The 21,370-nt window shown below is 67.8% G+C and carries 19 protein-coding genes and 1 pseudogene; 7 read left to right on the forward strand and 13 right to left on the reverse strand.

Annotated features, from left to right (window positions below; all coding sequences use genetic code 11):
- Positions 1–1,055 precede the first annotated feature (1,055 nt).
- The 5 genes from ACZ6AA_RS40360 (at position 1,056) to ACZ6AA_RS40380 (ending at position 5,692) form a co-directional block, all read left to right on the forward strand.
- On the forward strand, positions 1,056–1,817 hold the full coding sequence (locus ACZ6AA_RS40360) for a hypothetical protein (protein ID WP_471463504.1): 762 nt from the start codon (positions 1,056–1,058) through the stop codon (positions 1,815–1,817).
- Complete coding sequence (locus ACZ6AA_RS40365; protein ID WP_471463506.1) at positions 1,814–2,287, forward strand: helix-turn-helix domain-containing protein; 474 nt, start codon at positions 1,814–1,816, stop codon at positions 2,285–2,287. The genes ACZ6AA_RS40360 and ACZ6AA_RS40365 overlap by 4 nt, the downstream gene beginning before the upstream one ends.
- A gap of 152 nt (positions 2,288–2,439) precedes the next feature.
- Positions 2,440–4,185 (forward strand): pentapeptide repeat-containing protein, encoded by a 1,746-nt coding sequence (locus ACZ6AA_RS40370; RefSeq protein ID WP_471463508.1) that lies wholly within the window; start codon positions 2,440–2,442, stop codon positions 4,183–4,185.
- Between the two features lie 352 nt (positions 4,186–4,537).
- Positions 4,538–5,035, forward strand: a complete 498-nt coding sequence (locus tag ACZ6AA_RS40375) for a hypothetical protein (RefSeq protein WP_471463510.1) — start codon at positions 4,538–4,540, stop codon at positions 5,033–5,035.
- A gap of 267 nt (positions 5,036–5,302) precedes the next feature.
- Positions 5,303–5,692 carry a hypothetical protein gene (locus ACZ6AA_RS40380; protein ID WP_471463512.1) on the forward strand — a complete coding sequence of 130 codons (390 nt, stop codon included), beginning with the start codon at positions 5,303–5,305 and terminating at the stop codon, positions 5,690–5,692.
- A gap of 159 nt (positions 5,693–5,851) precedes the next feature.
- On the opposite strand, the gene ACZ6AA_RS40385 is transcribed toward ACZ6AA_RS40380, so the two are convergent.
- The 4 genes from ACZ6AA_RS40385 to ACZ6AA_RS40400 form a co-directional block, all read right to left on the reverse strand.
- Positions 5,852–6,109: a hypothetical protein gene (locus ACZ6AA_RS40385; protein WP_471463513.1), complete on the reverse strand. Its 258-nt coding sequence runs from the start codon at positions 6,107–6,109 to the stop codon at positions 5,852–5,854.
- Entirely contained in the window at positions 6,099–6,329 is a 231-nt protein-coding gene (locus ACZ6AA_RS40390; protein ID WP_471463515.1) for a hypothetical protein, read from the reverse strand. Before ACZ6AA_RS40390 ends, ACZ6AA_RS40385 begins: the two co-directional genes overlap by 11 nt.
- A gap of 217 nt (positions 6,330–6,546) precedes the next feature.
- Positions 6,547–7,101, reverse strand: a complete 555-nt coding sequence (locus ACZ6AA_RS40395) for a hypothetical protein (RefSeq protein ID WP_471463517.1) — start codon at positions 7,099–7,101, stop codon at positions 6,547–6,549.
- Between the two features lie 195 nt (positions 7,102–7,296).
- The gene (locus ACZ6AA_RS40400; protein ID WP_471463519.1) at positions 7,297–7,797 is read right to left on the reverse strand and encodes a hypothetical protein; all 501 of its coding nucleotides are present in this window, start codon (positions 7,795–7,797) and stop codon (positions 7,297–7,299) included.
- 911 nt (positions 7,798–8,708) lie between these two features.
- Between ACZ6AA_RS40400 and ACZ6AA_RS40405 the strand changes: the two genes are divergently transcribed.
- Positions 8,709–9,059, forward strand: a complete 351-nt coding sequence (locus tag ACZ6AA_RS40405) for a hypothetical protein (protein WP_471463521.1) — start codon at positions 8,709–8,711, stop codon at positions 9,057–9,059.
- A gap of 416 nt (positions 9,060–9,475) precedes the next feature.
- Here the strand turns inward: ACZ6AA_RS40405 and ACZ6AA_RS40410 are convergent, their stop codons facing one another.
- Complete coding sequence (locus ACZ6AA_RS40410) at positions 9,476–9,667, reverse strand: DUF397 domain-containing protein (RefSeq protein ID WP_471463523.1); 192 nt, start codon at positions 9,665–9,667, stop codon at positions 9,476–9,478.
- A gap of 861 nt (positions 9,668–10,528) precedes the next feature.
- Here ACZ6AA_RS40410 and ACZ6AA_RS40415 point away from each other — a divergent pair.
- Entirely contained in the window at positions 10,529–10,723 is a 195-nt protein-coding gene (locus ACZ6AA_RS40415; protein ID WP_471463525.1) for a DUF397 domain-containing protein, read from the forward strand.
- Between the two features lie 22 nt (positions 10,724–10,745).
- Here the strand turns inward: ACZ6AA_RS40415 and ACZ6AA_RS40420 are convergent, their stop codons facing one another.
- The 8 genes and pseudogenes from ACZ6AA_RS40420 to ACZ6AA_RS40455 form a co-directional block, all read right to left on the reverse strand.
- Positions 10,746–11,594, reverse strand: coding sequence for a helix-turn-helix domain-containing protein (locus tag ACZ6AA_RS40420; RefSeq protein WP_471463548.1), 849 nt, complete (start codon positions 11,592–11,594; stop codon positions 10,746–10,748).
- Between the two features lie 202 nt (positions 11,595–11,796).
- Positions 11,797–12,354 carry a telomere-protecting terminal protein Tpg gene (gene tpg, locus ACZ6AA_RS40425; protein WP_471463527.1) on the reverse strand — a complete coding sequence of 186 codons (558 nt, stop codon included), beginning with the start codon at positions 12,352–12,354 and terminating at the stop codon, positions 11,797–11,799.
- Between the two features lie 6 nt (positions 12,355–12,360).
- Positions 12,361–14,535: a telomere-associated protein Tap gene (gene tap / locus ACZ6AA_RS40430; RefSeq protein WP_471463529.1), complete on the reverse strand. Its 2,175-nt coding sequence runs from the start codon at positions 14,533–14,535 to the stop codon at positions 12,361–12,363.
- 1,151 nt (positions 14,536–15,686) lie between these two features.
- On the reverse strand, positions 15,687–16,193 hold the full coding sequence (locus tag ACZ6AA_RS40435; RefSeq protein WP_471463531.1) for a hypothetical protein: 507 nt from the start codon (positions 16,191–16,193) through the stop codon (positions 15,687–15,689).
- Between the two features lie 180 nt (positions 16,194–16,373).
- Positions 16,374–17,165 (reverse strand): hypothetical protein, encoded by a 792-nt coding sequence (locus tag ACZ6AA_RS40440; RefSeq protein ID WP_471463533.1) that lies wholly within the window; start codon positions 17,163–17,165, stop codon positions 16,374–16,376.
- Between the two features lie 75 nt (positions 17,166–17,240).
- Positions 17,241–18,212, reverse strand: a pseudogene (locus tag ACZ6AA_RS40445) (recombinase family protein); the annotation flags it as partial.
- Between the two features lie 223 nt (positions 18,213–18,435).
- Positions 18,436–20,574, reverse strand: a complete 2,139-nt coding sequence (locus tag ACZ6AA_RS40450; protein WP_471463535.1) for a tetratricopeptide repeat protein — start codon at positions 20,572–20,574, stop codon at positions 18,436–18,438.
- 92 nt (positions 20,575–20,666) lie between these two features.
- Positions 20,667–21,137, reverse strand: coding sequence for a hypothetical protein (locus ACZ6AA_RS40455; protein WP_471463537.1), 471 nt, complete (start codon positions 21,135–21,137; stop codon positions 20,667–20,669).
- Between the last annotated feature and the right edge of the window lie 233 nt (positions 21,138–21,370).

The following is a 21,370-nucleotide window of genomic DNA, read 5'->3' on the forward strand; positions in this document are numbered from 1 at the left end:
AAGCAGCGAGCCGGGTCGCTGCGCGCCCCGGCCGCTCCCGCTCCGCGTGAGCGGAGCGGCTCGCTCCGCGAACCGCCAGGCGGCACGCGCTGCGCGCGCACCACCAACCGCAGGGAATCCGGCCCGCGCTGCGGACCGGGGCTGGCCTCCGGCCGACCCGTGGCCTCCGCTGCGCTCCAGCCACACAAAAACGCACCGACAGCCAGAGGTGCGTGCTCCGCGCGGTACACACCTGGGGGCTTGAGGACCAAGCAGCGGTGGGAGGGGGCAGACAGGTCTGTCGAGCGGGTGACGGGTCGAATGGAGGTCGGAGCGGGCGAGGGTGGGGTATCGGATGCATGCTTCAAAGATGAGCGCTAGATTAGGACTGGAATTATACTGCACCACCCCCTGAGCACGTAAAAGACATTTATAGAACGTTTTGGAGATACGGTAGGTAATCGACGCTAGAAAGACGCATAGTTAGCGAATGGAAGCTCTTCAATAACGCTTTGAAAGTGGTAGGAGAATGGGACGACTTGCAGGTGCTTGGAGGACGAGCAAGCAAGTACCACTGTGAATGTGTCCACCAGGCGCAGCACTGGTGATGGGGGCCTTCGCGGGTGGGTCGGAGTTGGAGCAGGGCGTCGGTTGACGGGCTGGCTCTCGTGGGCCCCTGAGTCTTGCGGGTGGACGGTCGGCCGTCGGTAGCTGGGCCAGTGCATTTGTGGGTGAACGTTGCACGATTCGAGGACACGGTGACTGCGGAGCGGTCGCGTGGACCTCAGCCACCCTAATACTTACAAATGCCAAGAACCTGCAGGTCAGGGGCATGTGCTTCTGACGATGTGTCCCCTCAGTCGGTACACATCCTCGCCGCTATGTACCGACTGAAGGGACACATCGAGGGTCAAATGTCAGCTAGGCCGACATTTTCAGCCCCAAAACGTCAGCGAGACCGACACTCTCCAGCCGTTCCGTTGGGCACTCCGTCGGAGTGCCCAGGGAAGGAGATCTGTCCCCCCTGGGGGGACACAACACGCCGGAACGTCAGCCACACCGACATATATGTCGGTGTGGCTGACATACTTCTGCCGTCCAAGATCAGCGAAGTGGAGAGCAGCCTCGTGACACCCGAGCCACAGCGCGGCCGTCCCGCACCGAAGCGCGCGCCGCGCCGGCCGCCGGAGCTGCCCCTTGATGATGAGATCCAGGCGTGGTCCAAGTCGGTGCAGCCGGTTGAGGATCTCGACTCGGTCGCTCGCCGCTACCCCCGCCGGAAGCTCTCGCTCAGCAGCGAGCGCAAGCCGATGGAGTTCTATGACACCCCGGAGCGTCCCAAGGCGTTCTCCATGGACTCGTTGGAGTTCTTCTTCCTGATTGCGCAGTACTTCCGCGAGGCCCTGCCGCTGAGACTGATCCTGCTGATGATCGCTTGCCAGAAGGCTGGCGGGCGGATTCGGCTGACGCAGGAGGAGATGGCGACGGTCCTGGACGTGCATCGCGGGAAGATCAACGAGGCACTGCAGGAGATCATGAGTCATGGCATCGTCTTCAAGGTGCGCCGCGGTCTCTACCAGTTCAACCCGCCCTACTCGTATCGTGTAGCCGAGTTCATCCCGGGAACGGAGCTGGTCGAAGCCGAGTATGTGCAGGTCGACCAGGACAAGACGATCGCGAAGATCCGTAAGGATGAAAGCCTGCCGGATCTGGTGCGGTTCCCGTCGCTGGAGCACATGCGCGAGGCGATCGAGGAACTGCGGAAGAAGCGGGCCGAAGAACGCGCTGCACGCCGATTGGCCCGGGCACAGCGCCAGGAGGAGGGATCAGCCCAGTGAGTACCTTGAAGTGGTCGGCGACCAACGCCGACAGCCTTCTCGCCGACCTGGACCTGCCGCCCGCCGCCTACCGGGCGCTGCTCAAGCTCCGGGCTCGTAGCGAGGCCGGCGGCCGCATCGCGATGGACCAGGCCACCCTTGGTGGACTTCTCGGGCTCAGCCGCCCCAGTGTGAACGCCGCGCTGCGGGAACTGGAGCTGGCCAAGCTCGTCAAGAAGGTCCGCAACGGCGTCTATCAGATCAACCCGATGCTCGCCGGCTACGACTCCCCCGAGGACGCCTTGGACGCCGTCAAGGCGATGCCCAAGGCGGACCGGCTGGACAGCAAGACCTATGTGGCGGACTACCACAGGGCCGTCGCCGCCTACCAGGATCAGCTTGCCGAGCAGCGCAAGAAGCGGGCCGCCCTGGCCGCCGCGAAGAAGGCGGCCGCGGGCAGGCGCCGCGGCTCACTGCACGCCGTCGGCTGATCCGGCGGTCGGCCTCGTACGGACATCGGCGCTGCGTCTTCGGGTGCAGCGCCGATCGCGTGCTTGGTTATCGGACGGCACCGAGGGTTTCAGTGCGGCGGCCGCGAGGTGCGCTGGGCAACCGCTGGCCGCCGGTCACTCGTCCTTCGGGTATGACCCCGCCGAACCCCGAACCGTCCCTGGCTCCACCCAGTTGGCCGCACTGTGGCCAGGACCCCGTTCCAGAGGACCCGTTCGGCTGCCGCGGCATCCACGTATCCGGCCACACGGCATGTCTTGCACACCTGGCCGACGCCGACCGCGATGCCTACCTGGCCGGGTTGGCCCCCGGTACTGACATCGACCACCGCGGCACCTCCTTCACCGAACCCCTTCTCGATACCCTCCTCGCCGCCCTCCGCAACCCCGCCACCGGGCACCCCCGTATCGGCGTCGCCCGGTTCGATTCGGCGACCTTCGAGGGCGTCGCCCGTTTCGGGTCGGCGACCTTCGAGGGCTACGTCCGGTTCGATTCGGCGACCTTCGAGAGCGGCGCCCGGTTCGATTCGGCCACCTTCGAGAGCCTTGCCGGGTTCTTTTCGGCGACCTTGAGGGGCAACGCCTGGTTCGCATCGGCGACCTTCGCGGCCTACGCTAGTTTCGATTTGGCGACCTTCGAGGGCGACACCTGGTTCGAGTCGGCGACCTTCAAGGGCGAAGCCAGGTTCGCCAGGGCGACCTTTAAGGGCGAAGCCAATTTCGAAAGGGCGACCGTTGAGGGCGACGTCTGGTTCGCAGCGGCGACCTTCGAAAGGGCGTCATCTCTCCGGCTGTTGGTGTGCGCGAAGCGGGTGAGGCTGTCTTTCGCGACGTTCGGCGGCCCGGTGGCTCTCTCATTCGCCGCATCCCACGTGGAGTGTCGGCGGACCCGCTGGTCGTCAACCGCCGTGATGCGTTTGCGCTACGCCACGGTGGACTTCGCCCACGCCGTCTTCGAATACCCCCTCACGATCGCCGCGGAGCAGGAACCCTTCGTGCTTGCAGACGGCCAACCGCTGGCGGAAGCACCACTCGCCAGCATGTCCGACGCCGCGGTGCGGATGGCCTCGCTGCGCGGGGTGGACGCGGCCCACCTGGTCCTCGCCGACGTCGACCTCTCAAGTTGCCTGCTCACCGGGACCGTGCACCTGGACCAGATACACCTGGAGGGCACCTGCTCCTTCGCCACGCCCCCGCCCGGCACACACTGGCGGAACGGGCGCCCGGTGCGATTCACCCGGCGCCGCACGCTTGCCGAAGAGCACCACTGGCGCGCTCGGCAGCCGACAGAGGCCCCAGGCTGGACCGCGGCGATACCCAACGTCGGGCATACGGGTCCGGAGCAGCTGGCGCCGGTGTACCGGGCACTGCGCAAGGCGTTCGAAGACAGCAAGTACGAGCCGGGCGCGGCGGATTTCTACTACGGCGAGATGGAGATGCGCCGCCACGACCGTACCCAGACCACGCGTGCTGAGCGCGGCCTGCTGCACGGCTACTGGGTGCTGTCCGGCTACGGCCTGCGCGCCTCCCGGGCGCTGGGCTGGCTCGCTGCCGCCATGCTCGTCACCATCGTGCTGCTGATGGCCTTCGGACTCCCCCAGGACACCCCGACTCAGGAACTGACCGGCACCGTGCCGCCCGGCGGCGGGAGAGTGGCCTTCGAGATCGGCAAGGACGATCCGCACAACCCCACCACGAACCGGTTCACTGGCGAGCGCTTCGAGAAAGCCCTGAACGTGACGCTCAACTCGGTGGTGTTCCGCTCCTCCGGCCAGGACCTGACCACCGCCGGGACCTACATCGAGATGGCCTCCCGCCTGGCCGAGCCCGTCCTTCTCGGCCTGGCGGTCCTCGCCGTCCGCAACCGCGTCAAACGCTGAACGCAGCCAGCCCCACGACAGCGGACACGAGACCAGGGACATCGGGCACGGAAGACTTCAGCGTGCAGGTCGGAGCCCCACCCACTGAAATCTTCCGTGCGGTCCGACATTGGTGTCGACGCCGGCACAGGGCCGAACAGCCCGTTACTCGCCTCGTTCGGCCTGCTGGAGGCGCGGGCGCCGTTTTCGTCGGCGGGCAACGAGTGCCGGATCCGGACACACGGTTCCCGAGAGCGGGAAATGTGCAGGTCAGGCGTGGGCGAAAAGAATCATCGGCGGCTCTCTTCTCTGTATGTATGAAGTCTCATACAGTGCATGTATTGAAAGTCATACACCTACGGGAGGGCCCGTCGTGCTAGCCACCCTCGTCACCGCCGCCCTCGTCACCGCCGCCCTCGCCATCGTCGGCACGCTGCTCGGCTCGATCGTCAGCGGCCGCTTCCAGGAGCGCGCCGCGGAGCGATCCGTCCGCGTGAGCCACGGCGAGGCGATCCGTCGGGACCGTCTGGAGGCCGTCACCGCCCTCGCTTGCGCCGCCAGCGACCACCGCCGGGCGATCTGGATGCGCGGCGACGCCGTGCTCAAGCAGGTCGGCTCCGAGCGAATCGAGGCCTTGCGCGGTGAGAGCCACATGACCCGGTCCGCCATCACCCGCCCACTGATCGCCCTGCGCGTCCTCGTCGAGGACCAGGTGGTGCGCGCTGCCGCCGACCACATGATCACGCTGACCTACGCGATGCGGGACGCGTACGGCACCACCGAGGAACTGAGCGCCGCCCGCGAGGCCGCGAAGGTGGCCCACGACCAGTTCGTCAACGTCGCCGCCGGCTACCTCGCCCGTACCGCCTGAGACCCAGCCAGTCGAGAGGAGCGCCCGTCATGAGGACATCATGGACGAGACCGAGGACTTGTACGACTTCGACGCCCGCCTGGACGCCGACAACCTCTCCGGCGCGGCCTCCGAGGTCCGCAACCTCTTCCGCCCCAGATCGACGCCCTGGGCCTGGGCGCGGGCTGCGGGCAGCTGCACACCCCCGGCGGCACCATCCGCAACCGGCCCGGCCAGGGCTGGACCGTCGCCGGCCGCTGAGCGATCCACCCGAGGAAGGAGACCGCGGTGAGCACCGAATCCGCGCACCCCGACGACCACCAGGAGCAGCTCCTGGTCCCGCTCACCGCCGAGGACGTCGCCGTGCTCGGCAGCGACGGCGAGCAGCTGGCCGCGCTGCTCGCTACCGCGCTGCACGGGCTGGCGCTGCTGCGCACGGGCCGCGCGAGCGCCGCCGAGCTCGCGGCCGCCGTCGAGGGCATCACCGGGCTGCTGGAGCGGCTGGAGGCCGTGCGGGACGCCTCCCTGCGCCAGCCCGCCGCCAAGGGCGTCTCACACGCCGACCTGGCGAAGGCGATGCACCTGGAGAGCCGCGCGACCGCGCAGTCCCGTCGGCGCACGCTGCTGAACAAGCCGGTGGGCGACCTGGAGCGGTGGGCCACCGGCGCCGCCGACTGATCGGATGCAGCGGCCCGCGCAGCAGCAGCCGTGTGGCGCCTGGGCTTGGTCTTCGAATGTCATCGCTCTCCGGCAGTCCGAAACCACCGGCAGCAGCAATCCGTGCAGCAGACACAGCAGCGCCCCGGACCCGACCGGGGCCGGGGCGCTGCTGTGAGATCAGGCTTCGACGTACGCCACGATCGTGATGGCTCTCAGGGCGGTGACGTAGTAGATCACGCGGACTCCGTCGACCTCGTCGACGTAGTCGCGCAGCAGGGTGCTGGGCACCTCGGTGCCGAGCTCCGGGTTGACGCTGATGGCGACGATCGCCCGGTCCAGGCGGTGCGTCTCGGACGCGGTGAGCTTGGCGAGCTGGGTGAGCGCGGGCTCCACCATGATGACGCGCGAGCGGCGCGCGCCGTGCTCAGGCGACACGAGACCGCTCGTCCGCGAGGCGGGCAAGGTGGGCGTCCCGGGCGGTCTCCCATGGCACGCCGGACTCGGGCGAGGGGTAGCCATTGGCGGCGATGTCCTCCAGGACCGAGGCGAGGGTGTCCGTCTTGGCGCGCTCCGCGGCCGCGTACGCGCGGGCCGATGCGGCGGCGTGCTCATCGAGGGGCTGACGGTCGGGCACGCGGGCCGGCTGCTCGCTCATCCGGGGGCTCCTGGCTGTCATCTGGCGTGTGTCACCACGGTATCGCCGGGGCGCGGCACCGGTCCCCAGTACGGGCGAAACCCGCCCCGATGACACATGGGACCCCGGGTTCGTACGGCGCAGCCGGGGTCCCGTCGACATGGGTCAGGACAAGAGCGTGCCGGACCACCAGCCGATCATGTAACTATGGTCCGGCTGGTCAGCGGGAGCGTGACGATTACGTTCGGTCAACCGCCTGCGGGGCCTTCGGCTTGGTGGGACGCCCTCCGTTGGGGAAGCCGGCCTGCTGCTCCCACGCCTGCACCCAGGTGGTGAGCTCGTCCTCGGTGTACTTCGCGGTCCCATCCTCCGACACCCCTTCGGGGGTCGGGATGCCGCGCTCACGCGAGCGCTTGAGGTAGGTGCGGACCGTGGCTGGCTTCCATCGCAGGATGCCTTCCTCGAACGCCTCAGCCAGCGAGTACCTGCGAGGGCTGTGGAAGAACTGCTCCAGGACGTTGGCCGGAAGGGGCTCGGTGGTCTGCTGGGGTAGGAGGGCCGGGTGCAGTGGTGGGACGACGGGGCCTTGGCCGCACACGTGCGGGCGGTCCTGGGCGAGCGTCGGCTCCAGCGCCGCCAGGACCTTGGCGAGCGCCGTGCTCGGGGCGCCGGCGTCGATGGCCTGCGCGGCCAGCTCGCTCACGCGCGCCCCGGCGTTACGCAGAGCCGCCACCTTGGAGTTGCGCACCCGTACCGCGTCAGCGAGGTCCTTCAGCAGCTGTGTCCATTCCACACCCGCACAACGGCGCCCACCCGTGCGAGGTGACGCTCGGTAAACGGTCCCTGGTGCCGGGCGGTCAGGTTACGGGGCTACAGGACGTCTCCCAGGAACGCGTCTACCTGGGAACTCGATGATCGTCTCTAACCGGGTGCCGCACCAGGTCGACTCCACCTACCCATATCGCGATCACCGCGTCCGCGCCGCCGGTCACAACGCGGCTCCCGGACGCGGGCCGGCTTCGGCCCCGTGGGCGCGGGCGAGCAGCCCGTTGACGGCGAGCGCGGCCGCCGGGTCGACGTCGGGCAGCCGGTCGAGGGTGGCTCGCTCGTCCTCGCTGAGGGAGTCCAGCAGGCCGGTCCGGGCCAGGGTGGGCAGCAGGGCGTGCCGTACGACGTCGGGAGCAAGGGCGGCGCGGCGGGCGGCTTCGGCTTCCTCCTGACGGCGTTGCTCCTCCTCCAGTTGCCGGGCGCGTTCGCGTTCGGCGTCGGCGGCGAGCTCGTCCTGGACGGCGGCGTCGGAGTCCGGGGCGTACGTCCCGCCGGTGGTGGCGAGCAGCTGCGTGATGCGCTCCCACTCGCCGACTTCAGCGGGACCGCGTTCGTCGTCGGCCAAGTCCTCGCGGTCGTGGTCCATGTGCTGCTCCAGCCGGGCTTCCTCGAGTGCCGCCGCGGCCTCGGTGGCACTCGTCCCGGCGGCGCGGCGGCGCACCGCGCGGCGGCCGACCTTCGCCTGGTCGACCGGCCAGTAGGGCGCGGCGGCGCCGAGCGCCGGGTCGGCGGCGGGATCGGGGAACAGGGGTGCTCACGGAGCCTCCCAATCGTCGCGGAAAAAGGTGACGGAATACCCGATCGCTGGGCACATGCACGGTAGTCGTAGGCATGGTTGTAGCAGTTGGGAATTCCGTGCGACCAGAAGACCATCTGGAGGTGATCCGCGTCCCGAAAAAGCGTGCGCAGACCCGCACAGGCCGTCCCCCCTCACGGAAATAGGACCTGGTAATGGCCTCAACGAGCTGTGGAGGCAGCTCTTCGTCCGTCGCACAGCGCTCCTTCGCGTCCAGGATCCGGGCGGCGTGCGAGGGCGAGACCGCGGTGATGACGCCCCGCACCCGGGCGTCATCGAAGGTACCGTTCGCGGTGAAGCCGAAGGTGGCTCGGCAGGTGATGACGAGTGGCCGAACGTTGCCTCGCATACGCTCTGACCTGCCATTTCCACAGTCCTTCCATTTCGCGCGTCAGGGCCTCCTGCAGGCGCTTGCGAGGCTTCGTGGAGGCGCCGGTGAGGTAGCGGTGCACCGTGCTGCGGGAGACGCCCAGCTGATCGACCGAGACCCTCGTGGAGACCTTGGCACGCGTGCAAAGGACTTTCATCTCGGCTCTTGCAGATTTCGGTGTGGGGCGGGTGAACAGAGCCTGCTCGGCCCGCGCGAGCGCGGCGCGGATCTTGCCGGGACGCGGAGCCGGCGGCGGTGTCGTCCAGGCCCGCCCAGGACACGCCTATTCGCCTGCGGACAGAGGGCGGCTGATCTACCCCCTTGCGGGTGACGACGCCCTGGTGAGCGTTGACGCCGGGCCGCTACGTTTCCCTGACCTGGTGGTCGAAGGGGGGAGGGCGTGGGGATGGGCGAGCAGCGGGGCGTGTTATGGGGGCTGCGGATCCTGATGTGGGTGGTGATCGTGGTCGAGGTGCCGGTGTACCTGGTAGGGCTGGTCCAGGTCGGCTACCTCGCCGGGCAGGAGCTGCCGCGCGGCGACATCGCGCGGTGGGGGCCGCCCGTCCTGCTGCCGCCGGTGGCCGTGCTGTTCTGCGTGATGGCGGGCTGGACATGGTGGCTGAGCGTGGTCTCCCGCACCCGTTCACCTCTGCGGGAGAAGTGGATCGTCGCCTCGCTGGTGTTCATCGCGGTCAGCTCGGTGTTCTGCGGGTGGCTTCGGTCGACGACGACCCGTCGGTGTCGGTGGGCCTGCTGAGCGCCACGGTGATCGGGCTCGGCATGATCGGGCTGTTCTTCATCCCGACCGTCGCCTCTCGCCAGCTGCCCGACGTCATCCGTCGGCGTTCCAATCCGGCACCTCCTGAGCCGTCCTGACGTGTACTCGGCCGGTCCGGACTGCACCGCCGCCTGCGGTGAGGCCCTCGTCCCCTCAGGGAGTTCTGCAGCTCTGGGTCGGTGCCATCCTCTGGACTTGGTGCCCGAAGGGGCCATGGGGTGAGCGAGATCGCATCCAAGTTGACTGCCTGGCCTGGCAGCCGCCCCGCGGGAATGTCGCGCGTATGCCTCCGTTGTCGGCACTGGCCGCACTGTTCTGCATGCTGGCGATCTGAGCGTCAGGAACAGCTTGTAGATACATTCGACGCATGACTGCTTGCGAGGTTTTAGGCCAGCTCACTGCTTCTTGAGGGTCCGTGCAACGAAAAAATCCCAGGCTATGGCTGAAAGAAGCACTACCCCGCCATTTGGCACTTTCGAGTCCCGTACTAGTACTTCTCTTCCTTGGAGAGCCACTTCAACACACTCAGCTGACCCGTCACTTGAGGATCCTTTTTTCCAAGTGGCACTACTCACATCAAATTTCACGTCGGTCCCACGAGTGATAACGCTGGTGTCCAACTCGGCTGAGTCATGTGAAATATACCCTCAAGATGCGCTCCCAGACGTCTTGATCAGGTCACGGATCGTTGGGGCCAGGGCATGATATCTGATCAGCAAGATGTGGGGACAGCAGGGTCCCCACATCCTGGCGGATCCACTACCTCGCAAAAAGAGGTAGTCAAAGGCTTACCGAAGTGCTGAGAGGGCTACGGCCGCAGCGGCTACTACGGCGACAACGAGACAGAGGCGTAGCGTTTTCGACCAGCTACGCATCGCTTCCATGACAAGACGCTCGAATGCCCGATGCACTTTCTCACCTCCTCTCCGTCAGAGTCTTATCGACTCCTTGATAATTCATTCTGGCATAACTTTCACGCTAACCGCCAGATACAGAAAAAAGGCGATTCACCCAAATGTAACAATCCGTTACATTTGGGTGAATCGCCTTGCGGCTGTCGGTAGCCGCCGACAGCCATCTACCCGTCAATGCCAGGCAGTGGATCCTCTCCCAGTATGACCGACTGGAAGCTATCTGCCAAGTGGCAAATTGCGCAGCGCGAGGTGCTGTGAACGTCATGCCACCTGCGACCTTGCGCTGAGCATCCTGAAGTTCTCCGCAGAAAAGCACTGACCTGCCGCTAATCGCAAAGTGCGACCTAGCCGATTGATAGGTAGCTTGATGCGTCAAAGCGGATTAACAGGTCGCTCAAGAGCTGCGGGTCGGCGTTCGGTCGGACAGTTGGCGCGACAAAATCATCCGGGCATGGGAGTATTCTCGCTACCACACGGAACGAATCCGCATGGGCACATCAACGCTTGCTGACATCGGAAGATTTTGGAGAACCAATGGAAGAAACCCAGCCGTCGAATTCTACCGACTGGATCAAGAGTTCCTTCAGTACGGCAGCCGGGGAGTGCCTAGAGGTATGGATCTCAGGCAGTACTTCGGTGCGGGATTCGAAGGACCTCGATCTTGAGTCCATTGAGTTCAGCCCGGCTGCGTGGAATGCTTTCATTCGAGACGTGAGGGCGAATTCTTAAGGCCGCCTGCTTTTCATGACCTCTAAGTAAAATTCCGGAGGGAATTTTCCAGGAGGGCGCACGTCTTTTCTGTAGACGCAATCTGCTCCAAGGCGAAGAACACTTCGAGGTAGTTCGACGGAGATGAATCATCGGAGGCATCTTCCGATGATCCCTCCTTGATAGTGCTCTGCTCCTCTAGGTAGAGAACAAGATCCTGCTCCGGGCTCTCGAACTCAAGAAGCACGTACGGGCTGAAGCTATTCTGGTACATCCCGTTCGAAAATTCCATAATCCTGATGGTGACGTTAGGCCTCTCAGCCACCTCGCTTAGATAGGCGAGTTGTCGGCGCATCACACTTAGGGAGCGCACCGGTCGGCGAATCGCCGCCTCGTCCAGGATGAAGTTCAATTTAGGTCCTTCAGGCTGTAGGAGGCGTTCTTGCCGCTCAAGGCGCAGATCAGTGCGCAGACTCGTGTCCTTGGCGGACACGCCTGCCTCCTGGAAGATCTCGCCCATGTACTCTTCAGTTTGAAGCAGCCCAGGGACCCTGAAGGGTGAAAAACCCCGGAATACCGTGGCGTAACCCTCGTAGCTCAAGTACGTGAGAAATGCCTGCGAGGGCACATTAGCCTTGTATCTCTCCCACCATGGACGCGTCTTCGCCACGCGAGCCGTCGCTACAAGATCCGCTACCACGTCGGCATCAGATACGTCGTAGTGCTGCAAGAGAACCCGCAAGTCGGAGATGCTGATGCTGACATTCCCGGATTCAAGCCGAATCACCTTTGAAACAGACCAATCCATCGCCTCGGCAACCTCACGTTGCGTCTGGCCAAGGCCTTCGCGCAAGCGGCGCAGTCGATCGCGCAGCCTTCGGCGTTGCAGCACGGGGTCATCGGGGCGCAAGACATCCCTCCGCAAGGTAGGGGCTACAGGGCCAAGTCAGCAGCTCCCAACACCCGCTGACTCATCGAGAGACAGTGTCTCGCACCCTGGATGGAGGGCCAACAACCGAGAGAATGTGATGCAAATTGGCAGAATTGATCACGGACGCCGCCAGACCCCAGGCCAAACCCGCCTGAGGCCTGAGCTATAGCTCGATCTCGATGTGCTCCACATCGGTGAACTCCACGCCCAGGCCGTGGGCGCGGGAGTTGTTGGCGCGGAAGTACATCTGGGCGAGGCCGTCGGCCGCGATCTGCTGGAGCTGTTGCTCGGTGGCGCCCTGTTCCCGCGCGGTGAACATCTGGTCCGCGAAGGCAGGTGGGAGGGCCTGGGTGATGTCGCGGATGCGGGCGTCGTCGGTCGTGCCCGGGGCGGCGGTGAACCCGAACCGGGCGCGGGTGGAGACGACCAGGCCGTCCGTGGACGCCGCCTTCTTCCTGGCCTTCGCGCGGATCTGCGGCTGCCACCTCTTCCTGACCTCGCGCTCCAGTCGGCCGCGCAGGTCCTGGCGGGGCCGCTTGAGCTTGCCCGCGACGTACCGCTCCACGGTGCGCTGGGAGATCCCGAGTGCCTGGGCGGTGGCCTTGGTGCCTTTGAGCTGCTTGACCAGGTACTTCATCTGGGCCTGGGCGCTCTGCGGGATGCGGCGGGTGAACGCACCCTCCAGCGCGCGGTCCAGGCTCTCTCCGAGCGAGTCGACCATGACCTCTTACTCCCCTTCTCCGGCCGCCGGGTCGGTCTTGATGAGGTTGGAGATGTTGAAGACGCCGCCGTGTTCCTCGAACTGCTGCTCTGCCCACAGGACGGTCTGGGTGCCCTGGTGCTTGACCATCCCCGGCGAGACTCCGAGCCGGAAGGTGCCGGGCACCGGCTTGCCCTCGGGCGTGCGTGGCAGGACGTCCAGCGGGGACGGTCCGGGTGAGGGGTAGACGATGGCGTCGGTGCCGATGGAGGTCGGGTACAGGTCGGCGGCGGCTGCCGTTTTCATCAGCTTCCGGTGCAGCCCGATCCGCTGGTTCGCCAGCACGGCGGCCCGGATGTCGGGGCGCCAGGTCTCCCGCTTCAGTGCCGGGTAGGGCTCGTAGTACGGCACTTGGCCTCGGCTGCGTTGGCGCAGTTTGCCGATGCCGCCCTTTGCCGTCGCCTTGATGGCGGTCTCGAGCAGCGCCATCGTCGGGTCGGCCTGCTTGCGCCGTGCCATCGCCTCGAGGAACTCCTGGCCCCCGAGGTCGGTGGTGACGCCCATGTCGGCCATCGTCTCCACGTAGGCGTTGCGCAGCCGCGTGTACCAGGAGTCCAGGTAGCGGCCGCTCTGGGTGCGCACGTACGCCTCGATGGGCGCGACGTCGAAGCCGAGTTCCACCGCGTAGGCGACGGTTGGTGTGGTGTACCAGGCCGGGCCCTTGGGCCGGTCGCCCTTCGGGGTGAACGGGCTCGGGAGCCGGTCGCCGTCGACGGTGCGGCCGTTGATGCGGACGCGGGAGAGGTCGACGTGGGAGAGGTCGACCAGCCACGAGCCGGGCAGCGCCGCGTCGAACTTCGGGTTGCCGGTCAGGTGAGTCGGCCCGTTCAGCCCGACGGTGAGCCCGTTCGCGGCCGCGGCGAAGGACATGTTGATGTCGACCGCGACCAGGTACGGGTTCGCGCACTCGTCATCGGTGAGCGGCCGGCACCAGTCGTAGGGCTCCTCCACCAGCATCTCTGCCGGGGTGCGCAGGTGGTGCCGGGCGAACTTCCCCTTCAGGACCGGGTGTTCGTCGGGGACCTCGCATTCCACCACGTCGTAGAGCTGAGTGAGGGCGTCGTCGTTGAAGGCCCGCTCGAACTCGCCGGTTTCCGGGTTCTTCTCCGCGCGGGTCGGCGGGCGCAGCGTGGCCATCAGCTCCAGGCCGGTCGTCGCGGTGCTGCCGCGCGGTGTCATCACCCGCGCCGCGTACAGGCCGAGGTAGCGGGCGAGATCGGCCGGGTGCATCGTCAGCAGCAGCTCCGGGTCGTCCTTCCTGCCCCACTCCCGGGTGTCCAGCGCGTTCCACGGCAGGATGCACAGCTGGACGCAGCGGCGCCGGGATCCCACCGGCTCGCGGAAGATGCGTGCCCACGGCCCGAGGCCGCGCTGGGTGAGCTGGAGGCCGGCCTTGCTGATCTGTTTGACCACCTTGTGGCTGTCGGGGAGTCGGCTCGCGTGCCGCTCCTTCTCTGACAGGGCGGTGGGCAGGCCGTAGCGCTCCAGCGCGGATGCGGTGAGAACGAGAACCGGGTCGGCGTCGCGGCCGTTGTGGTGCAGCCGGGCCTGACCGAGCCGGGCTTCGGTCAGTGTCCAGTCGACCAGCGCCGGAATGGACTTGGCGGGCACGTCCAGGACCAGGCCGCCGACGCAGTACGCCGACACCTGCCCGTCCTCGCAGTCGATGACGGCGAGCGGGCCGTTCTCGAAGCGCGGGTCGACAGCAGCGGCCGCGGTGGTCTTCTTCGGTGCCGCCTTCTTCGCACCGGGGCGCCGGGATGACGGGGCGGGCTTCGCGGCGGGCGCCGGGCGTGCGGCAGCAGCCGGGGCGGGAGCGGGCGCGGGTCCGGTGAACGCCTCCGGGAACGCAGGCTCCGGGGCAGTGGCGGGCGCGTCGGAGGCCTCGGCGGGGAAGCGGGCGGCGAGGCCCTCCAGGAGCCGGGCGTAGGCGGCGCGCTTCGGCGGTCGCGGCTCGGTCTTCCCGGTCTCCCAGTTCCCCACCGCCTCCCGGCGGGCGTTCAGTGCCGTGGCGATCTGCGCCTGGCTCAGGCCCGCCGCCTCGCGTAGGCGCTTGCGCTCTGCGGGGTCTGGCAGGTCGTCCTGCGCGACTTGCTCCAGCAGCGCATCGACTGCGCTGAATAGCTCGTTCTCAGTGGACACAGAGGCACCTCCAATAGGCACCATAGCGGATCGCGCATTGAGTCGCGCACTCAATCGCTCGCAAAGTGCGCACTGATTTGGAGTGCACCACACGGGCGGGCAAGCCGCGCAACAGCTATCCGTGCAGGTCAGGTCAGCAACACGGGCGCGTTGAAGACCTCCGTTGCACCGCGCGTGGCACGAACGACGACCGCAAGCACCCAAACGGCATGGCGACGCTGCAGAACCAGAGCTGACTGCCAGGCTGAGCAGATCCAGCCCGCAGGTGATGGGGAGCTCCACCGTGTCCGTCGCGTTCCGCATCAGGTGCTGCCTGTGCGCCAAGAACAACCCGCTCGCCGGGGACGTCATCGCCCTCGATGGCGAGTGGCAGCGCCGCTACCCGGACATGTGCGGCACCCTTGCCTGCGAGCGGTGCGTCATCGACCGCGGCTGGAACTGCTGCACCACCACGCGGGGCGACTGCGTCGACGGACACGTCACCGCCCCGGAGGACCAGAGCGATATCGATTCCTGGAGCCACCACCTCGAGCGCGGCGCCCACCGCGCCCTGGTGACCCTCCACCCCCCGCTCCGGGCTGCTCCAGGGAGCGGAGCCGTACCTGCGCTGGCTCGCTGGGGGCAGGCACACGCTGCCCGAGGCCGCTGCCCGTCTGGGCGGGGCCCTGGACGAGTTCGACGCCCGGCAGCCGGCCACCGCTTGAATCCCGCTCCCCCGCCGCACACTGGCTGATCATCCTGCTAATACGGTGTCGGCCCCCGTGGCAGAGTGCGGTGCCCGGATCGGCAAGACGGCAAAGGGCTCCCGTAGAAGCACGGATGTAGGACGGGCTGGTCGGCGTCGCGAAGAAGACGTACACCGCATCGCTGGGCCAGGGGGTCGTGCCGCGCCCGCTCAACAAGCTAAGGCCCCGGCGAACGAGCACATCACGGCACAGCGAGCGGAAGTCGACGCCGAGCACTTCCAGAACCACATCCGGAAAGCCGGACGCATCCTGGCGAAGGTCACGGTCCCAGCAGACGACGTGGTCGACGCGGAGATCGTGGAAGACGAAACCCGCGGTTGAGGGGAAGGGGGCAATTTTGCCCCCTTCCCCTCAACCACCGGCCCCGACTGCGCCGCAGAAGACGGCCGAGCCGAACGGGGTCAGCTACAGCAACCCGATGACTTCCGCCCACCACAGGCCCATCCTGGTGGTTCCGCGGGCCCAGAACGCTCCATGCAGCACGACCGACACAACTGCGAGCGCCGTCATTTTGAAGGAGGCCCCGCAGAACTTGTCCAGGGCGTCGCGGCCTTCTGCCAAGGCTGCGGAAGAGCCGAACAGAGCGAGCCCCAGGAAACCTGTGACGAGCAGGTCGAGCAAGCCGTAGCCGATCAAGGCGCCGATGCCCGGACCGTGGTCCACATGGCACAAGGCGAAGAAGGCCGCAACGTTCAGCAGGATCACCACTGGCGCGAGACACGAGGCACTCAGCACCCAGAGCGCAGACGGAATCCCTCGGACCTCCGGGGCCTTAGGCGTGCACTCCTTCGGCTCCGAGCCGGTCTGCTGGGCGGCGTGGTGCCAGCCACCAGCCCACTGCTCCGCGGAGGTGCCCGAGGCGTCGCCGGAGCTGGAACCGGTCTGCTCGACAGCGCCCTGTGCTGTGGCCACCCCGGCATTGACCTGCGTTGCCGACCCGGGAACGGCCTGGGCGTACAGTCTGGTGGTAACTGCCAGTGATATTCGGTGGTGTATGGCTCCAGGTGTCTTCGACCTTGGAAACCCCGATCTGTAGCTACGGCCAGGCGTCGTATAGCCCTGCGTAACGTTCGGGACTGTGGTCCTTGCTGATCAGGCCGCAGGCTCGCCGTCTGGGGAGCCGGTACCGGTCGAGGGAGCAACCCCGTTCTGAGGCGAATCGCCCTCACCCGCTCCGCCCGTCAGCTCCGGTATCTGCTCGGGTAGCGACAGCGCAGGTAAACCTTGTCGTGCTCTTTCCATTTGAGCCAGGGCCCACTCCACTTGCGCGCGCGTCTTCTCCCGCTCGGCCTCAGCGCGCGTCTTCTCCGCTTCCGCCTTGATGATCGCCGCCTCGCCCTCTGCCTTGGCTCTGATTAAGGCCGCTTCACCCTCCGTCTGGGCGCGAATCACCGAGGCCCTGCCATCCTGGCGGGCCCGATCTCCTTGCCCCGCCTCCGCCGCCCGCCGTCCCAGGGCACGTAGTAGACGAGACGTGGCCACACTCGCGCCAGCGACAAGGCCCCCAAGACCGGTGATCGCACCAATCACCGGCGTGACATCTTCCGGCCCGAACTGGCCCCCAGGCAGATCGTTGATCATGCGGCTAATGCCCCAGTACGCAAGGGAAAAAAGGGCACCGCCCAAGGCGGCGATGGCGACAGCGAACAGCGACGTGGCCGCGCGCCTTGTACGCCTCTCACGCCGCCAAAGGGCCGAAGACGCCGCGACGAAGGCCAGTAGGGCAAGGCCACACCAGACCAAGGCGGGGACACGGAACTCTTGCTCGCCACCCTGCGATGGCCGTATCCATAGGGCGGCAGCCAGGCTGACCGCCATCCCAGCTATGCCAATCAGTGCGACCATGACGTGAGTGTTAGAGAGCCAGCGAGGCTTGCGCTCCATTTCCGCAGTATGACGACTCCGCCCATACCAGGCACCGGTCCAGCGCAGGACTGTGACACGGCTCTTGATTGTCGTTCACCGGCCGCCGCCCGCCGCTGCTCCCAGGGATCTTGCGCAGCGGGATCGCGGAGGCCCCTGGGCGAGGCCAGGAGCACCTATGGCGGCGGTTGTAGTTGCGGTGCAGGAAATCCCGGTGAGAACGATCATGGTCTGGTCGGCGCGAGGGTGCTGACACGGTTTGCGTACTCGCGGCGTGCCTTGCGCTGCGCGGGAACCGCCCCGACATCGTCGAGGCTTGGCAGCGGTCGAGGAGTTGGCGGTGGACCGCCGGTACGGCGGCGATGCGCAGGGTGTAGCCCTGACCGCGCCGTACGGTGACGCCCTGGTCGAGCGCGGCCCGCTCGACGTCATCCAGTTCGGTGGTGCGGAGGAAGTCGGCGACCTAGCCCGGCATGTCGAGGACGACCGCAGCTCCGGGGGCGGGGCGCTCGGGATGGCGGCCGTGAACTCGGGCAGGAGGTCGGCGACGGCGGTGCGGATGGCGCCGCGACTGACGTCGTGGTCGCGGGCGAGGGCAGCGATGGACTGGCCCTCCAGGTACGCGGCGCGCACGTCGGTGACTGCCCCGCCCGTGAGGGCGGGGCGGCGTCCGCCCTTGTGGCCCTTGGCCTCGGCGGCCCGCAGTCCGTCGTACGTCAGCTCCCGTTGGAGGTCGCGCTGGAGTTCGCCGGCGGCGGCGAGGGTCTGCACCATGAACTTCACGGTGGACAGCAGTTCCCCGGTGCGCGGGTGGCGGGCGGTGAGGTCCATGCCAGAGAACGCGCCGTCGTGGATGCACAGGGCGAGGCGGTCGCGGTGCAGGACGTCGAGGACATCGAGAATGTGCCCGGTGCCGCGCACCAGGCGGAACATCTCGGAGATGCGCACGGTGTCGCCCGCCCGCGCGTACGTCAGCAGTTCACCGAACTTCGGCCGCTGAAGCGGGTGGAGGCGGCTGGATGTTCCGGCATCCTCCTCGAAGACGACCGGGTCCTCGATCCCGGCCTCGGCCCGGACGAGGTTCTGGCGGGAGGTCGACTGCTCGTCGGTCGAAACCCGCTTGTAGACGAGATTGGCTACGCTCTTTCTCGCTCCTGACCGCTGATCGGACCTGGGGTGTCATCTAACCCTGTCGCCAATCGCCATCGGATCTCATTGGATCCGAGCCGCCGTCAGGCCCCGGAAAACCCGGGTTCATTGGACGCCCACCGAGCCTGTCGTCATTCGATCGTTATCGGACACCACCGCTCGCACCATCAGCTTGCCCCCGCCAGTGGGCGAGGTAGTCCTGGGTGACCAGGGTGGCGGAGTGGCCGGGGCCCAGCACCCGCAGGGAGTCGGCCAGTAGTTCGGCGAGCGCGGTGGCGGCCCCGGCCGCGTCCCCCGCCTCCCCCCGCCAGTGGGCGAGGTTGTGCCGCGCGAGCAGGGTTTTGGGGTGGTCGGGTCCCAGCACCCGCAGCTGGTCGGCCAGCAGATCGGCGAACGCGGTGGCAGCCCCGGTCGCATCCCCCGCCATCCCCCGCCAGTAGGCGAGGTTGTGCCGGGCGGACAGAGTCTCGGGGTGGTCGGGTCCCAGCACCCGCAGCCGGTCGGCCAGCAGATCGGCGGTGGCGGTGGCGGCTCCGGCCGCGTCCCCCGCCCTCCCCTGCCAGAAGGTGAGGTCGGCCCGTGTGGTCAGGGTGTCGGGGTGGTCGGGTCCCAGCACCCGCAGCCGGTCGGCCAGCAGATCGGCGAACGCGGTGATGCCCCCGGCCACATCCCCCGCCTTCCCCGCACCCCGCCAGTAGGCGAGGTTGTGCCGGGCGGACAGAGTCTCGGGGTGGTCGGGTCCCAGCACCCGCAGCCGGTCGGCCAGCAGATCGGCGGAGGCGGTGACGGCCCCGGCCACATCCCCCGCCTCCCCCTGCCAGTAGGCGAGGTAGTGCCGGGCGGTCAGGGTGTCGGGGTGGTCGGGTCCCAGGTTCTGCAGGGCGGCGGTGTGCAGGTCCTGGAAATAGGCGCGGGCGGCGGTGACGAGTCCGGTGTGGCCGAGGCTGTTTCCGGTGTGGAAGAGAACCGGGTGGCCGTCGGGCTGCCACAGGGCGTCTGAGGCGTGGGCAGTCAGGGCGGCGGTGTTGGCGCGCAGAGCCTGGCCGAGCGCAGTCTCGCGTTCGACCTTGGGCCAGGCCTCATACAGGGCGTCGGCGCAGGTCCGGGCCACCATGTCGCGTGCGGCGGGGCACAGGGCTTCGCGGGTGGCACGTTGGACGAGGTTGTGGACGCGCACCTCCTGGTGAGGGGTGTTGGGGGTGTGGTCGGCCAGGCTGAGCCGGTGTAGGCAGCGCAGAGCGTCGGCCGCATCGTCCACCCCGACCGCGCGTGAGGATACGTCGGGATCGGTGCCACCGTCGGGGGTGCGGTGTTCGGTGAGGTAGGCGAGGGCTGGGGGCGAGGTCAGGACGGTGGCGGGGATGCCGTTGGGGTCGAGCAGGGCCACCAGGTCGAGCATGGGGCGGGCCAGGCCCGTCGGGCGGAGCCGGTCGGCGTGTTCGATGGACAGAGACCAGGTGGCGGCCACCGTGGCGCGGTGGGCGTCGGGCAGGCCGCTGTCCTCGGGGACCAGGTCGGGCAGCGTACGGGCGCGGTCGGCCAGCCGTACGCGGTAGGTGGCGCAGTCCAGGTGGAGGTCGAGGAGATAGGTGACCGCCTGGGCCAGGGCCAGCGGCAGATGGCCCAGGTCGCGGGCGAGCTCCTCGACCTGCCCGGGGGCGTCGTGGCGGCCTTGGGCGGCGAGTTTGGCTCTCAGGTAGCCGACGGCCTCGCCGTTGGTGAACAGGCCGACGTCGATGAGGTGGCCGGGCAGGGCGGCGTCGCGGCGGCGGGTGGTGACCACAGTGCGGCCGTTCGGGCGCGCGGGCGGCCACAGGTCACTTCGTCCGTCCGTGCCGTTCAGGTGCGCGGGGTCACTCACGTCGTCGAGCACGATCAGCCATCGCCGGTCGGTGGACTGGGCCCAGGCCAGGAAGCGGACGGCGGCCCGCTCAGGGTCGTCGAGACCGGCGCGGTGGGGGTCGTCGGGGTCGGTCACCGTGACAGCGGCCTCGGCGTAGGCGCTCAGGACCGCGTCCCGGCTGGTGGCGGTGACCCACACCAGCAGATCCACCGCCCTGGCCTGCCACGCGGTGCGGGCGTGGTGGGCGGCGAGCTGGGTCTTGCCGACCCCACCGGTCCCGGACAGCACCTGGCACAGCACCGCTGTCCCACCCCCGGCCACCGCTCGCTCCAAGGCATCGACGGCATCGCGGTGCTGGAAGCAGTCCGCCTGCCGCGGGATCACGCCGACCAGCCGCGGCCAGGAGAGCGGCGCCCGCGGCGCGGCATGGTGCGTCACCGAATCGGCGCGGCCGACCACCAGGGCGCCGGACTGCGCGTAGAGCGATGTCTGCGCAGAGATGTGCGGGGCCTGGCTGGCGCCGGGTGCGGTCAGCGCTGTTCCGGACCCGGCACCGGAGGGTTTCCGAGGGTCACGTCGCCCATGCGCAGGGCGGCCGCCGACCCGCGGTCGGCTCTGATGTCGGCGCTGCCGCCGATAGCGATGCCGTCCTCCCCGGCCGTGACTGCGCCGGCGGCCTGCCGGGCCACCAGTTCGCGCAGTTGCCCGGCGGCTTCCGCGCGGTCCGCCTCGCCCAGACTCTCCAGCAGGTCCTCGCACCGGGCCTGCCAAGATGCTTCCAGCCGGGTACGGACCTGGTCGGCGCCACCGGGGTCGGCGCCGTCCAGTTCAAGGGCCGACTGGTCCAATCGCTCCAGGACCACCTGGGTTCCCCGCGCGTCCCGGCGGCCAAAGATCAAGGCCGCCCGGTCCCGGAATCCCGACCACACCTCGGTGCCGGCCGCCGAAGCCACCGCCGCCCCGAACGCCGAAGCCAAAACAACCAATGCCTGATCCAACATGTCATCCCCCTGGAAGGCGGACAGCCCCCATACCCCTATGCCGGTAAAGCGTACTGAGCCGGGCACCTCACCGAACCGCCTAGACAGTCTTTGAATCGAGGGCAGATCGCGCAACAACCGTCAGGCGTCTGCCTGGCCTTCGACGTCGCGGCCCCACAGCGGCCGGTGTCGAGCTGTGCGCGAACAACTTGCCTAACTTGCCTTTACTACTTGCTCGATGCTGACCTGCATCA

The organism is Streptomyces sp. NPDC040610, assembly GCF_055594065.1.

What these genes read in the sequence shown, in the direction of transcription:
- ACZ6AA_RS40370 (WP_471463508.1), top strand. Translation starts at nt 2,440, where the DNA reads ATGACCCCGCCGAACCCCGAACCGTCCCTGGCTCCACCCAGTTGGCCG.
- ACZ6AA_RS40440 (WP_471463533.1), bottom strand. Translation starts at nt 17,165, where the DNA reads ATGGAGCGCAAGCCTCGCTGGCTCTCTAACACTCACGTCATGGTCGCA.
- ACZ6AA_RS40455 (WP_471463537.1), bottom strand. Translation starts at nt 21,137, where the DNA reads ATGTTGGATCAGGCATTGGTTGTTTTGGCTTCGGCGTTCGGGGCGGCG.
- tpg (WP_471463527.1), bottom strand. Translation starts at nt 12,354, where the DNA reads ATGGTCGACTCGCTCGGAGAGAGCCTGGACCGCGCGCTGGAGGGTGCG.
- ACZ6AA_RS40390 (WP_471463515.1), bottom strand. Translation starts at nt 6,329, where the DNA reads ATGAGCGAGCAGCCGGCCCGCGTGCCCGACCGTCAGCCCCTCGATGAG.
- ACZ6AA_RS40415 (WP_471463525.1), top strand. Translation starts at nt 10,529, where the DNA reads ATGGAAGAAACCCAGCCGTCGAATTCTACCGACTGGATCAAGAGTTCC.
- ACZ6AA_RS40405 (WP_471463521.1), top strand. Translation starts at nt 8,709, where the DNA reads ATGGGCGAGCAGCGGGGCGTGTTATGGGGGCTGCGGATCCTGATGTGG.